The 15,185-nt window shown below is 60.5% G+C and carries 6 protein-coding genes; all 6 read right to left on the reverse strand.

All coding sequences use genetic code 11. From position 1 onward, the window contains the following. Positions 1–188: 188 nt before the first annotated feature. Entirely contained in the window at positions 189–1,511 is a 1,323-nt protein-coding gene (locus tag NK667_RS01960) for an MFS transporter (RefSeq protein WP_054613700.1), read from the reverse strand. 317 nt (positions 1,512–1,828) lie between these two features. Next, a complete protein-coding gene (locus NK667_RS01965) occupies positions 1,829–3,163 on the reverse strand; it encodes a sigma-54-dependent transcriptional regulator (RefSeq protein ID WP_054613701.1) in 1,335 nt (444 codons plus the stop codon). After that, positions 3,157–4,923 carry a sensor histidine kinase gene (locus NK667_RS01970; RefSeq protein ID WP_054614068.1) on the reverse strand — a complete coding sequence of 589 codons (1,767 nt, stop codon included), beginning with the start codon at positions 4,921–4,923 and terminating at the stop codon, positions 3,157–3,159. The genes NK667_RS01965 and NK667_RS01970 overlap by 7 nt, the downstream gene beginning before the upstream one ends. Before the next feature lie 85 nt (positions 4,924–5,008). Continuing rightward, the gene (locus tag NK667_RS01975; protein ID WP_249574210.1) at positions 5,009–7,762 is read right to left on the reverse strand and encodes an RHS repeat domain-containing protein; all 2,754 of its coding nucleotides are present in this window, start codon (positions 7,760–7,762) and stop codon (positions 5,009–5,011) included. A gap of 112 nt (positions 7,763–7,874) precedes the next feature. Continuing rightward, positions 7,875–10,721, reverse strand: coding sequence for an RHS repeat-associated core domain-containing protein (locus tag NK667_RS01980; RefSeq protein WP_054613703.1), 2,847 nt, complete (start codon positions 10,719–10,721; stop codon positions 7,875–7,877). Beyond that, entirely contained in the window at positions 10,718–15,175 is a 4,458-nt protein-coding gene (locus tag NK667_RS01985) for a SpvB/TcaC N-terminal domain-containing protein (protein ID WP_054613704.1), read from the reverse strand. Before NK667_RS01985 ends, NK667_RS01980 begins: the two co-directional genes overlap by 4 nt. Between the last annotated feature and the right edge of the window lie 10 nt (positions 15,176–15,185).

The raw sequence follows: 15,185 nt of genomic DNA on the forward strand, positions 1-15,185 counted from the left end.
GGGTGGCGAAAGATTTTTACTGGAGGAGCTTGGCTTTAGATCGAGGTGTGGCCTTCGCGGGCAAGTCGGGTCGCCGCATCGCTCGCTCCTACAGGTTTATGTCGTTCACACATTCTGTGAACGACTCAACCCTGTAGGAGCGAGGCTTGCCCGCGAAGAGGCCTGTACAGCCAATACAAACCTTGCTGTCAGTCCGTCTCGATCCGCGAATGCTTGCGGGTGTCTTTCATGGTCACGTACACCAGCAACGACACGGCGATGCACGCGGTGACATACCAGTAGTAACCGGTTTCCATGCCGATGCTCTTGAACCACAGCGCGATGTATTCGGCGGTACCACCGAAGATCGACACGGTCAGCGCATACGGCAGGCCGACGCCCAGGGCACGGATCTCGGTCGGGAACAGTTCGGCTTTGACCACCGCGTTGATCGAGGTGTAGCCGCTGACGATGATCAGCGCCGCCATGATCAGGAAGAACGCGCCCCACCAGGTCTGGATCGTGTGCAGGGTGGTCAGGATCGGCACGGTGAACAGTGTGCCCAGTACGCCGAAGGCAATCAGGATCGGCCGGCGACCGACCTTATCCGACAAGCCGCCGATGATCGGCTGCAGGCACATGAACAGGAACAGCGTGGCCGCCGAAATGCTGGTGGAGTCGGTGATGCTCATGCCGACGGTGTTCACCAGGTATTTCTGCATGTAGGTGGTGTAGGTGTAGAACGCCAGGGTGCCGCCCATGGTCAGGCCGACCACGGTCATCAGCTCTTTTGGATGGCGCATCAGCATGCGCATGGCGCTTTCTTTCTTCTCTTTCTTGACCTTGTTGAACGACTCGGTCTCTTCCATGCCACGACGCAGGTAGAGCGCGACAACCGCACACAACGCGCCGATGGCAAACGGGATGCGCCAGCCCCAGGCGTACAGCTGTTCGGTGGTCAGCACCTGTTGCAGCACGATCAGCACGGCCAAGGCGATGAGCTGGCCGGAGATCAGCGTGACGTACTGGAAACTGGAGTAGAAACCGCGACGTTCCTTGGTCGCCATCTCGCTGAGGTAGGTCGCCGAGGTGCCGTACTCGCCGCCGACCGACAGGCCTTGCAGCAAGCGGGCGAACACCAGCAGGATCGGCGCGCCGATACCGATGGTTTCATAGTTTGGGCTCAGGGCGATCAGCAGTGAGCCGAAGCACATCAGGTACACCGAGGCCATCAACGCGCGTTTACGACCGGCGCGGTCGGCGTAGAGGCCCATCAGCCAGCCACCGATCGGACGCATCAGGAAGCCCACGGCGAAGATCGCGGCGGTGTTCATCAGTTGCGCGGTGGAGGAGCCGGCGGGGAAAAACGATTTGGCGAAGTACAGGGAGAACGCGGCGTAGACGTACCAGTCGTACCACTCGACCATGTTGCCGACCGAGCCGCTGAAGATCGATTTGATCCGGCTGGCGGTGGTTCTTTCTTTGGCAGGCGCGACGGCCGACCCGAGGGGCAGGGCGTTGGAGTTATCCATTGAAGGATCCTTCGTTTAATTGTTTTTGTGGAGCGCGAGTAAACGCAGCCTGCAAGGGCTATAGCAGGAGGTGTGCCAAGGGGAGGAGGGCCGGTTTAGAGGGGGTGGAATGTTTGGCTGAGCGGATAGCCGCTCAAGGCGTGCATGGGGGTGAGCGGATTTCCGCCGATCAATTGTGGCGAGGGGGCTTGCCTGTGGCGAGGGGGCTTGCCCCCGTTGGAGCGCGAAGCACTCCCCGGCGTTTTTCCAGACACATCACATCTGCAGATTTTACGACTGCTTCGCAGCCGAACGGGGGCAAGCCCCCTCGCCACAGGTTATGTGTCGGAAATGAACATCTCCCGACTCAACCCGTGCCGCTGCAGCTTTTCATTAAACGTGCGCCTCGGCAGTTGCAGCTCTTCAAGCACCGCTTTCACATCGCCCTTGTGCCGGGTCAACGCTGCGCGCAGGCAATGGGCTTCGAAGGCTTCCTGCTGCGCCGCCAGCGACTGGCCAGGATCAATCCCAACCGGTTCCGGCTCACCCAACCCCAGCACCTGACGCTCAGCCACGTTCGCCAGTTCCCGCACATTGCCCGGCCAATCGTGGCTCAGCAGATGGCTCAGTTGCGGGCCGCTCAACGGCGGGAAGGTCCGGCCCAGGCGTTCGGCGGCATTTTGGGCAAAGGTTTCGAACAACAACGGAATGTCTTCCCGACGTTCGCGCAACGGCGGCAGACGCAATTCGGCGACGTTCAAGCGATAGGCCAAATCCTCGCGAAAGCGCCCGGCCCGGGCTTCGTCCAGCAAGTCGGGTTTGGTCGCAGCAATGATCCGCAAATCCACGCGAATGCTCTGGTTCGAGCCCAGCCGCTCCAGCTTTTGCTCCTGCAATACCCGTAACAACTTGACCTGCTGGGCCAGGGGCATGCTTTCGATTTCATCGAGAAACAGCGTGCCGCCGTCGGCGTATTCAAGCTTGCCGATGCGCTTGCCCGAAGCGCCGGTAAACGCGCCGCTCTCATGCCCGAACAACTCGGCTTCGAACAACTGCTCCGGAATTGCCGCACAGTTCAGCGCCACGAACGGCTTGTCCGCACGAGGGCCGAAGTCGTGCAGGCAACGGGCAACCAATTCCTTGCCGCTACCGGTTTCGCCACGGATCAACACGTTGACTGGCAGCGTCGCCAAATCCAGCACTTGCCGACGCAACGTCTGCAAGCCACGGGACACGCCGAGCAGCGTGGCGTCGAGTTTGGCGCGGTTATCGGCCTGAACATGCAGGGCACGGTTTTCCAGGACCAATCGACGTTTTTCCAGCGCCCGGCGCAGGCTACCGAGCAGGGTTTCCGGGCTGAAAGGTTTTTCGAGGAAGTCGTAGGCGCCGTCGCGCATCGCTTCGACGGCCATCGGCACATCGCCGTGGCCAGTGAGCAAAATCACCGGCAAGTCGGCATCGCGGCGCTGTACTTCGGCCAGCAGTTCCAGGCCGGTTATGCCGGGCATGCGCACGTCGCTGAGGATCACTCCGGGGAAATGCGCCGGCAGGTGCGCCAGGCATTCATCGGCGCGACTGAACAACTGCACATCGAAACCCGACAGGCTCAGCCACTGTTCGACGGCGCTGCGAATGCTGCTTTCGTCGTCGACCACGATCACCGAATTCAGCATGAGACGGGCTCCTCCAGGTCAATCGGCAAGGTCAGGGTGAACACCGCGCCATTGTCGTGGTTGTCGGCCGACAGGCGTCCGCCGGATTCATGCGCGATGGCAAACGATACCGCCAGCCCCAGGCCCAAGCCGTCGCCCACCGGTTTGGTGGTGAAGAACGGATCGAACACGTTCGGCAGGTTTTCTTCGGCAATCCCGCCACCGTTGTCGGAAACGCTCAAACGCCACAATTGTTCATCGGCTTCGAGGCGGATTTCCAGGCGTTTGCAGGGTTTGTCGTGCACCGCGTCGAGGGCGTTGCGCAGCAGGTTGATCAGCACTTGTTCCAGGCGAATCGCATCGCCACGCACCCACGCCGGGCGGGTCAGGTGCAACACCGTGCTGACGTTTTCATCCCGCAGGCGTGCGTCGAGCAGCTGCAAGGATTGATCGACCACCGCCGCCAGGTCCAGCCGTTCGCGCAGGCCGCTAGGGCTTTTGCGGGCGAAGGTTTTCAGGTGACCGGTCAGCGCCGCCATGCGCGTCAGCATGTCGTCCACAGGTTTCAGCGCTTTGTAGGCGTCATCGACCCGACCGTGATCGAGCAGCAGCCGCAGCGTTGCAAGCTGCATGCGTTGCGCGGTCAGCGGTTGATTGATTTCATGCGCCAGCGCCGCCGACATCTGCCCGAGTGCCGCGAGTTTGGCCGATTGCACCAGACCGTCCTGGGCAGTACGCAGGTCGCGGGTGCGTTCTTCGACCAATTGTTCGAGTTCTTCGCGGCTGCGCTGACGCATTTTCGCCAGACGCCAGCGCTGGTTGAGGAACAACAACAGAAACACCAGCGCCAGCCATGAGCCAGCGGCGGCGAGGCCGGCATTGCGGCTGTCTTCGAAGGCGATTTGCGGGCGGCGCAACAGGTGCAAGGTCCAGCCTTCGGCGGGCAGCGGCAGGGATTCCCACAGGTAATCCGCCGTACCGTCGGGGCCATCGACCCGGGCTAGGTCGCTGTTGTCATCGAAGCGCCGCACCGATTGATACTTCAGCGGCGTCAGCGGTTGCTTGTCGTATTGGCGGGTGGCCTTGAGCTCGGCGTGATCGCTGTCGCTCAGTGGCTTCAACTGCCGATAACGCCAGCCCGGCTGGTTGGCGATGAAGATGATTCCGCGCGCATCGCTGACCAGCAGGGTATCGGTGCCCTGACTCCACTCGCGCTCAAGTTCGGGGAATTCGAGTTTCACCACCATGGCGCCGAGGAACTCGCCGTTGTCCCGGGTCACCGCGCTGGACAGGAAGTAACCGGGAATCCCACTGGTGACCCCGACCGCATAAAAACGCCCGGCGCCCTGAGTGCGGGTCTGGCTGAAGTAAGGGCGGAAGCCGTAGTTGTGGCCGACGTAACTGCTGGGCATCCGCCAATTGCTGGCGGCCACGGCCAGGCCCGTGTGGTCGAGCAGTTCCAGGGTCGAGGATTGCGCGGCGCCGTTGATCTTTTCCAGTTTGCGGTTCAGCAGGTCCTGCTGTTCAGGACTCACCGCGCCATCGAGGGCCGAACGCAGTTCCGGGTCCAGCGCCAGCACGGCGGGCAGGGCGCGATAGCGGTCGATCAGGGTGTGCAGGGAATTGGCGTACAACGCCAGTTGCTGGTTGGCGCGGGCCGCGTCGTCTTCCAGAGCCTGGCGTTCGGCGTGACGCATGGCCAGACCTGCCGCCAGAACCGCACCGGCAACGATCAGCAGGGTGTAAAGCGTCAGGCGCAAGGTACGGGAAGTCGCAGGCATGGCGTCGTAAACAGTCAGCAATACGGGCGCGCACCATAACATGCCGCTGTGTGTGAGCTGCGTTGCCAGCGTGAAACTCGTCCGCTCAAGCGGCCGCTTGACGGTTGTTCCTGTGGTTACGAATGGTATTCACGAAGCCGTACAGCGTGCCGGTGATTTTGTTTGTTTCTTCCTGTAGCTCCTGGATATCGATCCCGCCGACGCGGTTGACGGACAGTGCATCGGCAAACTCGTGAATATTCCCCATGCTTGATTCAATGGCTCTGCCGAGGCCGAGAATTTCGCTTTCGAACCGGTCCATTTTGTCGCTGGATTTGTCCCTGCTGGCCCCGATGGTTTCGTCAATTATTTCCGGTAGTCCCAGTATGACGCTGACACCACTGCTGATTGCGCTCACCGCTTCGGCGGGCATTCCGGTCAGTGTTCTCTTCAACAGTTCACTGGAGGCAATGGCAGTGGCTTCTTTGGTCAATTTCAGCTGCGAGTTGCGCGAGCCAAGGTTCATGTTCTGATATTTGGCTTTGATGTATTCAACCAGGTCCATCTGCTTGTATTCAGCTTTGCGTATGATTTTATCCGTCGTCAGTTTTTTCGTTTTCAGATTGACCGAGGCGCTTAAGCCGCTTCTTTCGGCCACGTAATCCACCAGGCCGCTGACGGCGGCTTTTGCGGCAAACCCTATCCCCGCAGCCACCACGTTACCGACGCCTGGGGCCGCCACGCCCAGCGCCTGGGCCCCGACACCGACGGCAATTCCGACGCCGTAACTGATGGCTTTGCCCGCCACCAACACCATTGTCCTGCGTGCCGCTGCCGCCGCGACCTCCGAGCCTGAACCCATCCTGCCCAACTGCTCGCTGGCATCACGCACCCGGCGTTTGGTGATTCCGAGTATTTCTATCTGACGAATGACTTGCTTGTTCAGTTGTCGTTTCACCCGATCCGTTGCGAGTCTTTGCATGCTGTTGGCATAGCTGTGCTGTTGCGAGGCAATTAGCCTGCCCACCCCGGTTACTAACGCTCTCGGCCATCCCATTTCGCCATTGATATCGATGAAGTTGATCGGATTGTTCCCCACCATCGCATACAGGTTGAGTCCATCCACATCACCGCCCGGATCGGCACTGATCCAGCGCTGTATCCAGGGTGCGTAGTAGCGGGCACCGTAAAAATACAGTCCGCTCAGGTCCATTTCCCGGCCCGAGTAGCGAAGGGTCTTGTAGTCGGCTTCAACCTTCGAGCGCGCCGCCCACCAGGCCGTGCCACCGAATGGATAGAAAATTTCCTGGCTGATTTTCAGACCTTGGCGATCCAGCTCAAGGCTGCTGGTACCCAGTTGATCGTCGTAGCTGTACCGCAACTGATCAGACTCGACACCTGGCGGTTGACCAGCGACCCAATGCAGGCAGCGCGCAGTGCCAGCCGCCAGGGGCAGAGTCAGGACCTGTAATAGTTCGCCAGTACTTTTGCTGATGATCTCCAGCCCCGGCAGGTAACGCACTTCATGGCGGTGGGTGATTGAGAGGGTGTGGGTGGTGTGGCACTTGAGTACGCGATCGCCCTGACTGTAGAGATAGGTTTCCTCATCGTCGGGCAAGCCATTGCTGTGGCTCAGCAGGGTGACTTTGCTCAACTGGTCCCGCGCATTCCAGGTCAGGGGCTGACCCGGTTGCAACGCCATCTGGTTGCCGTGACGGTCGAACAACTGGCTGAAGTCCGGCTCCGGATCACCTTCCTTCCAGCGCACACCAAGGCTGCTGGCCCGATCGATACGCATCCGGCTGGTGTAGGTGTTGTTGCTGCGCACATGACGCAGCTCGTCAAGGTTGTTGCCCGCGTCGTATTGGTAATGCTCGACGTAGTTGTAGCGGCGGCCGGGATCGATGGGGCTGATCAGCTCGGGCAAACCTGGACGAAGATTCGGCACCTCAGCTTCGAAACCGCTGGCACTGGTCAGGCGGTAGAGGGAGTCGTAGGTAAACTCCCGGTCGCTGTCTACCCGTTGATTGGCGAAGTACACCGTTTCCACGCTCGGGTCCGCGATCTGCAACACATTGCCCATGCGGTCGTAGTTGTACAGCAGGTGTTGTTGCAAGGCCTGGCCGGGTTTGCCGGACTGGAGGGTCTTCAACAGGCCATCGGCCGGGTCATAAGTCCAGGTGCTGATCACCTCATTACCCGCGGTCTGTTGCTCGATCTGGCCGGCGGCGTTGTATTGCGCATCTCGCAGGATCATCTGCGGCTGGCTGTCGCTCTTGAGTTGTAAAAGCGCCTGCTTGAGCTGTCCGGCGATGTCGTAGCGCAGGTCCTGGCGATGTTCGCCGGCATCGGTCTGCAAAAGTACAACGCCCAGGGGCGACCAGGTTCGGCGGCTGAGGTAAGTGGAGTCATCGGCAAAGGTCCGTATTTCGCTCGACGGTTGCCCTTGCAGGCTGTAACTGCTGACGGCGAGGAGGCCGGCAGGATCGACCTGCGTGAGCAACTGACCGCGCAGGTTGTGACCGGGCGATGCCGAGTGGTTGGCATAGGTGAAGCGGTCGACCGGTTGTGCGTTTTCTTCGACGCAGACCACGCGTAATTGTTCATCGTAAGTACTGCGCCAATGACTCCCGCGCGCGTTCCAGTGTTGCAGCACTTCTGAGTGTTGTCCCACCAGGTTCAAGCGCCAACCGGCATCGACGCTGTCCACTTTGAGCTGTTCGCCGGTCAGGTTGTAGACGCTGGCGAGGTTGGATTTGGGGGCGGTGTCGAACAGGCGCGGATCCCATTGGGCGACCAGTCGCCCGGCGCCGTCGTGGTGTTGCCGGGTGATGAGCCGTTCAACGGGACCGTCGGCCATTTTACGCAAATAGGCGACCTGCCTTGCCGGCAACGTTCGAGGGTCATGAACTGACAGGGACGGCGTGTGCCGATGCACCGATCTGTTCATAAAGGGTTACCCCGTGCGCCACTCATCTTCGCGAGGCCTTTGCGGCGGCCGTTCTTTGCTTCGCCAAAAACTGGTTGTCCGTGCTGCCAGCCTCCTTATACGCAGCAAGCCCCCCTTTAAGGTGACGGATGCTATGAAGCGTTTCTGTCGTTGCCTGTTGCAGTCCCGCCCGCGTAATCGGTGCTCGCGCGCCGTTGGGGCCGGGATCCAGGTGGACAACGTTGGTGCCCAGCGAATCGAAAGCGGCTTCCATCCAGGCGCTGCGTTGCAAGGTAGTGCTTTCCCAGTCAGCAAACATACCTTCGATTTTTGCGATCTTGACCGGGTCGAGCCGGTTTTTGATGTCCTCGGCTTCTACCGCCCGTTGAAACAGGTTGAGTGCGCCGGGGAGAATCGATATCCACGCGCCCAGCGCACGACCGACGGCGAAATCCGGATTGAGGATTGAGTTGAGCGCCGGATCAATCAATTCATCCTTGATGCTGTTCCAGTTGGGCTGTATTTCGTTGGCGGCATCCGGGATACCCAACGCGCTATCGATCGCGGCCACAGACATCGCCGAGGTTTGTGGAATGAGCGGGCCGACCCGTCCCATGTTTTCCGAAAAGTTTGCTGCGCGACCGCCAAAAAGTTGAGCGTTGTCTGCCAGTGCGCCGCCCAGCCCGGACACCGCGTCTGTCATTGAACCGGCAATATCTCCGCCAAAATTACCGCCCGTTGCTGCCTCAATGTACGGCAATCTTGACATCCTGCCGACGCGGGTCGCGTGTGAGGCATCCGGAATGAGATGGCCGACTTGCGTACCGCCGATGTTGCCCGCCTCATAGCCTAGTGTCCCGAAGGCCACCACGTTGACGGCATTCATCAGCAGATTGCGCTTGATGTTCTTTTGTCGGTAGACGTCATGGAGCTGGCCGCGTGTCCTCGCGGTAACGTCACCGAGGATGGAAAGGAAGCCCGCGTAAAGGGTGATCACGCTTTCCGCTTTGGCTCCACCTTCAGGATCCACATAGCGCAACGGATTATTCCCAACAAATCCATACAGGTTCAGCCCATCCACGGCGCCGCCGGGATCGGCACTGACCCACCGCTGCAACCACGGCGCGTAGTACCGCGCGCCGTAGTAATACAACCCGCTGACATCCATTTCCTTGCCCGAATAACGAATGGTTTTGTAATCGGCCTGCACCTGTGACGTCGCCGCCCACCAGGCTGTACCGCCGAAGGGGTAGTAGATTTCGTGGCTGATTTTTTCGCCGTTACGGTCCAGTTCAACAGTGCTGGAACCCAGGAGATCGTCGAGGCTATAGCGCAATTGATCCTGCTCGATGGCCGCTGGTTTTCCCTTGACCCAGTGCAGGCAACGGACATTACCCAGGGTGATGATATGCAGCTCTTCGGCGTCGTCCACCGTGCGGATTTCCAACCTCGGCAAGTAGCGTACTTGCCGAACATGGGACGCAGATTGCGCCTGAGTTACCAGCCGCTTGCTGACCCGCACGCCTTGGCTATAAACGTAGGTTTCCTCGTCATGGCCCCCGCCGTCCCGTTCGACCAGCCGCGCCACCGCCAGTTGATCGCGGCTGTTCCAGGTCAGCGGTTGGCCTCTTTGCAAGGATCGAAAATTCCCGTGGGCATCAAACAGCTCGTCGAACACCGGCTCGGGCTCGCCGTCTGTCCAGCGCACACCGCGATTGCTGCCAGGGGCGATGCGTGTGATTCGGGTGTGATTGTTGCCTTCGCGCACATGACGCAGCAGTGTCAGGTTGCTTGCCGAATCGTATTCATAGTGCTGGACATAGTTATAGAGGCGGCCCGTATCGACAGGCGTCACCATGGCGGGCAAACCTGGGCGCAAATGGGGAACATCGGCTTCGAAACCACTGGCGCTGGTCAGTTGATACAGCGAGTCATACGTGAAGGAGCGATGACCGTCGACACGCTGGTTGGCGAAATAGACCTCGGTGAAGACATGGTCATCGATGCGGGTAACGTTGCCCACACGGTCATGGAAATATTCGAAGTCTTGCAGCGGCTGTTCGGTGTTCTTTTGCGCTTTAAGCCGAAAGAGGCGCCCATCGGCCCGGTCATAAGTCCAAGTGCTGATCACACCGTTGCCCGCGCGCTGTCCGATGATCTGCGCGTCGGCGTTGTACCGCACGTCTGTGAGGATGTCTTTCACCACAGTGGCCGTGGCGATCTGCAAACCGACCTGCGTGAGCTGCCCGGCAATGTCATAGCGCAGCTGCTGCCGATGCCCGCCGGCATCGGTCTGATCCAGCAGCGCGCCGAGCGGGCTGAAGGTTCGGCTGCTCAGGTACGCCTTGCCATCGGTGAACGTGCGGGTGTCACGCAATGCCTGGCCCAGCAGACCATAGCTGTCCAGAGTCAGGCGACCGGAAGGGTCGACCTGCTCGATCATCTGACCACTCAGGTTATGTCCGGTATCGGCCGAAGCGTTGGCGTAAGTGAAGCGCTCGATGTTCGGCTGGGCGTTCTCCTCGACGGCGATGACGCGCAATTGCTCGTCATAGGTCATGCGCCAATGGCTGCCCCGCTGATCCCAGCGGTGCAGCACTTCACCGCCCACACCACTCAGGCTCAGGCGCCAGCCGCCGTCGACGCCGTCCACCCGCACGACTTCGCCGCTCAACCGCAAGCGTGTGGACAGATTGGGTTTCGGTGCGGTTTCGAAGAGCCTTGGGTCCCATTGCTCGATCGGCCGGCCAGGCACGTCATGGTGCTGGCGGGTGATGAGTGTTTGCGCCGAGGCACCGGCCACGGTGCGCAGGTAAGCGACCTGGCGAACGGGCAGGCCGCGACTGTCATTCACCGCCAGCGAAGGCGTGCGCGAATTCACCGTGTTCATGGCTCAAGTGCCTCGGTGTCGTTGAAGTCGTGACTGGCGCGATACCACGGGTGCAGGGTTTCGAAAGACTCGTAGCCCTTGGCGCTGATCACTTTGATCGGGCGGCCCAGCGGGTCGTAGAACTGCTGGTCGTGATAGCCAAACTGGCGGAAGGACTGGTCGCGTACGTAGCCATGGGCATTGCAGAAATAGGGGCGAAACACCCGCGTCACTGCGCCCTTGTTGTTGTATTCAACGCGCTCGCTGATCCGCCAGCGTGGGGCCGCGTGTTTTTCCAACGGCTTGCCGTCCACCAACTCCAGTTCGAGGTTGGCATCGATGCTGTAGGCCATCCCCGGCTCGACTTTCTGTTGGGTTTGCAACGCCCGGCCGAAGCCATCCACGCAGGACTTGATGATGTGGATCTGCTGCAATGGATCATCGGGGTAGCGGTCGGCGGTGAGCACCACGCTGTGCACCGGTTCGCGGGGCGTTGCGTGAATCATATCCTTCAGCGTCTGCAGGGCCGAGGTACCGGACTTTAGCCGGGCCAGGCGCACTCGGGCGCTGGCGCGAATATGCAGGCTCGGCAACACAAAGCCTTCCGCGATCCAGCCGGCCAGCCAGTCAGCTGTTTGTCGCACGGATGCGTCGAGTTGGCCCATCCAGCTGAACAGGTCCTTGCGCAATACGCTGGCGGCTTTTTGCAACGCGGCTGGCGGGTTGTCGATGGCCGGATCTGGCAGCGGCGAATCCGGGCGAACGTATTCGCTCAGAGGCCTGAATCCGGCACGTGCGCCATCTTCTGTGCCGTAGAAGCTGATGGCAAGCGGTTGGCCGGACGGTTCGTATATGGCTTCCTGAATGTTCTCGTTGGCGTCGATGATGCGCAGCGGTTGCAGTGCGTGGTAATCGTATTCGACGCGGGTGGTGCAGCCATCCGGGAGCACGACCCGGATGACTGCCATGCAGTAGGCATCGTATTCGGCCTGGGTGAATTCGTGACTCTCGGTTTCCTTGTATTCGCGCACAGTGTAGAAGTCTGCCGGGCCGCCATACCTGGCAAACCCGTAGTTCGCGGACCACAGGTTTTTCTTCTGGTCTTCTGCCGGGTCCGGCTCAAGAAACAACGGCATCGGGGCGTAATGGTTCAACGCCAGTTCCGCCCGGATGTCGAACGGCGGCGGCAGTACGTCGTAAGCATTCAGTGCTGTCTCATCCAGTTGCGCGATTTCCCGGGGCGCGGCCAGCGCTTCAAATTCTGCGCTGCCGTCCGGGAGCAACGTGGCGCGATCGAGGGTTTTCAGATAGCGCTGCACCGCTTGCGTTGTCAGTATCCGCGCGTTGTTCCAGTCAGCGCTGTTGTGATGTTCGAGCATCGACTCGTAGCTGATAGTTTCCGGGTTGAGTCCTGACGGCAATGAACCCTTGGGCAGTTTCAAGGCGTTGCTGCGCTGCCGATACGGCAAGCCCAATCGCCAGGTCTGGGCTTCGGTCAGATGAATGAATTCGGCGCGGGTTTCGCTCAGGTAATAGAACTGCTGGGCCGGGTCATGGGCGTCGCGCCACCAGGCTTGCTCATCCGGGTCGTCGAAGGGCGGCGTGTCCTGCTCGGTACGACGTCGCGCGTAATGCAGGGTCAGCGTATGCACCGGCAGACCAAATTCATCCTGCGCCAGGGTGATGTCATGCTGGCAAAGTGGGTCGTCGATGAAGCGTTCGTACTGGTAGCTGATGGTTTCCAGCAGCGAAGGCAGCAGGGTCCCGTAGGGTGAATGCGCTTCTTTGATCCGCAGTTCCCGGACTTTGTAACGGTGTTCTTGCACCTGATAGGGCCGGTCGTCGTTCAGCGCATAGGTTTCTGTGCGCAACACCGAGCCGGCGAGGGCCCGGGCGATTTCGCGGCGGGTGGCTTCGGCCGCTGGCGTGACTGGTTCATCGACGCCATCGTTGGCGTGGTAGCGGCAGAACAGCGTATCGCCCAGCGGCCGCGCCTCAGAATCATTCCTGAAAGCGCCGTCGCGGGACATGTCCACGCCCAGTCCGGTATGGAACCAGGTGCAGACCAGCGCTGGCGCGGTAAAAGCCTTGTCTTCTTCCAGGCTGACTTCGCTGTCGGTCTGGCACACGAGGCCGAAGCCACGCAATTCCCGTTCGAAACCGTCGTAGTGGGCCTGGGCAAAACGGATCGATTGGGTGAGCTCGCCGCCGGTGATTTCGTCTTTCTGGGTTTGCCGCCTGACCACCTGGATCGGAAACGGCAGGTACGACACCGGGAGCATTTTGAGTTTGAGTAATTGAGCCTTTTCGTCCAGCCACTCCTGGGCAGAGCTGCGATAGCGCACGTCGGTGCTGCAACCCATATTGTTGTTGCTACTGCTCAGCAGGTAGGGCCGGGCGCCGACAAAATCATAGCGCCAGTGCCGTGGCTTGATGTGCGGCACCGTCAGGATCAGGCTGGCACAACCCAGGCCTTGCAGGTCGGCGAGGGTGACCTGGCACAGGTTGTCGTAGCGCACCCCTTCGGGCCAGGACACCTTTAGCGGGGTTTGCTCCAGACCATTGCCGCCACGGTTGTAGTAGATATCGAAACCGTTGCTGTTGAGGTAAATCAGCGACGGCGCGCCGCTGCCGTCCAGATCGGCAATGCGCACCCGCGCGGCATCGAACTCGGCATAGCTGAAGGGCAGGGCGCTCATCACAAACCCCCGGCCAAATCGCCCGTGACCGAGGTTCGGCCAGCATTTGATTTCATTGTGGCGAATGCGGCACAACTCGCTCATGTCGCTGCCGAGCATATTGCCGAGAAATACCAGCTCGGTCGGCGAGTCGCTGAACAGCGGCAAGCGGTCGTCATCGACTTCATGGGGCACGTCTTCGCCTTTGGCAAACCCCTGCTCGCGGCGGTTGGCGTACAGGCGCACGCTCTTGGGACCGATCAGCGCCAGTGAGCTGAGGCCGTCGCCGGACAAATCGCCCATCTGCGCCAACGTGTGGAAAAACTCCAGCGGGAACGCTTCGAACGGAATGAACCCGGACCAACTGCGATCCGGGTTGAGGGTGTGGAAACCGCTCGCGCCCGGTTGGGCGATAATCCAGTCCAGACGGCCGTCGCCGGTCAGATCGGTCAGGGTTTGCAACACCGGTTTGTTGCTATCGGCGCGCGGCAGTGTGCTCAGCAACGTCCACGGCCCATAGGCGACATCATCACTGTCGGCCTCGGCGCGCAACGGTTCGCGGTAATACCAGGCCTGGTCGTAGCGGCACACAAATCCCGGCAAACCCTCGCCGAACAGATCGACGCACTGGTAGCGTTGCCCGTTCTCAAGGCCGGGCATGTTGTCGAACGCAAAAAATGTCGCCGGTTGGGGATTGAGTTCGAACGCCGAGTAATCGAATTCCACCGGTGGCCGGTTTTCCACCGTGCCGCTCGCGTCATACGCCTGATAGTGCGCGGCCATCAATTGGCTGTAGCCCAGCGAAGTGGAGCGGTATTCCAGTAACAGACGTCGTACCAGCGCCGGTGTCGCCCCCAGCTCTTCGGGGAAGTGATGGAACATCAACACCTGATGGCACAGGCGCCGTGTGCCCACTTCGAAGCCATCACCGTAGGTGTGAAACGGATCGCTGCGAACCGGCCAGTCGCCCGCTGCATCAAACGGTGGTTTCTGTTCCCGATCGAGGGTGCGTTCGCCGTAGTCGAACACTAGATGAAAGTGCCACGCCGCCGATGCCTGTGCATCCCAGCCATACAAATGAGCGCTGGCCTCGACGTTGCCATAGAGCACGCGATGCAGGTAGCGCTGGGCTCGGTAGTCGTGGGGCTGGCCGGATGCTTGAGTCGTGTCCTCGGTCTTGTACTCGTAAGCGATGTGCTCGCCACGGGTGTTCAGGCTTTCCTGCAATAGCCAGGAGGCCACGTTTAGCGGGTTTTGCGGGTCGGTGATGCGGGCGGTTTCGGCTTTGCCAAAAAGGTGCAGGCTGCCGTCGCTACCGTGTATCAGCCAGAACCCTTGAGGGTTGGCGCCTGAGCGCCACAACTCGATCAGCTCGAAGCTTGTTTCGACGCGAGGGAAATAACGCAGCACGCTGTGCGGGCCAATCATCAAACCGCGGTATTGGGTTTCGATCCGCGACTTGATCGCCCCTTGTGCATCGCGTTCGGGGCGCCACTGCTGACCATCGTGGCCGATCATCACGTCGTCTACGGCATAGCGCGGCACACCCTTGTTGGTCTGGCGGGAAATGGCAGCGTTGTTCACACCCCAGCCGATCCCGAAGGGGCCGTTGCCAGCCTGGCTGTCGTAGCTCAACGTCAGGCCAGGGTCGAAACCACGTCCGGGGGAAATCGGCAGTGTCAGCTCGAACGAGGCACTGCCGGTGAAACCGACCGTGCCACTTTTGCTGACCATGGCAATCGAGGCATTTCTGGAAATGGAGGGCGTGGTAATGCTCAGCGACGCTTGATCTTCCATTTTGTTGATC

Source organism: Pseudomonas nunensis, from assembly GCF_024296925.1.
Lineage (GTDB): Bacteria > Pseudomonadota > Gammaproteobacteria > Pseudomonadales > Pseudomonadaceae > Aquipseudomonas > Aquipseudomonas nunensis.

What these genes read in the sequence shown, in the direction of transcription:
- NK667_RS01985 (WP_054613704.1), bottom strand. Translation starts at nt 15,175, where the DNA reads ATGGAAGATCAAGCGTCGCTGAGCATTACCACGCCCTCCATTTCCAGA.
- NK667_RS01960 (WP_054613700.1), bottom strand. Translation starts at nt 1,511, where the DNA reads ATGGATAACTCCAACGCCCTGCCCCTCGGGTCGGCCGTCGCGCCTGCC.
- NK667_RS01970 (WP_054614068.1), bottom strand. Translation starts at nt 4,923, where the DNA reads ATGCCTGCGACTTCCCGTACCTTGCGCCTGACGCTTTACACCCTGCTG.
- NK667_RS01965 (WP_054613701.1), bottom strand. Translation starts at nt 3,163, where the DNA reads ATGCTGAATTCGGTGATCGTGGTCGACGACGAAAGCAGCATTCGCAGC.
- NK667_RS01975 (WP_249574210.1), bottom strand. Translation starts at nt 7,762, where the DNA reads ATGGCCGACGGTCCCGTTGAACGGCTCATCACCCGGCAACACCACGAC.
- NK667_RS01980 (WP_054613703.1), bottom strand. Translation starts at nt 10,721, where the DNA reads ATGAACACGGTGAATTCGCGCACGCCTTCGCTGGCGGTGAATGACAGT.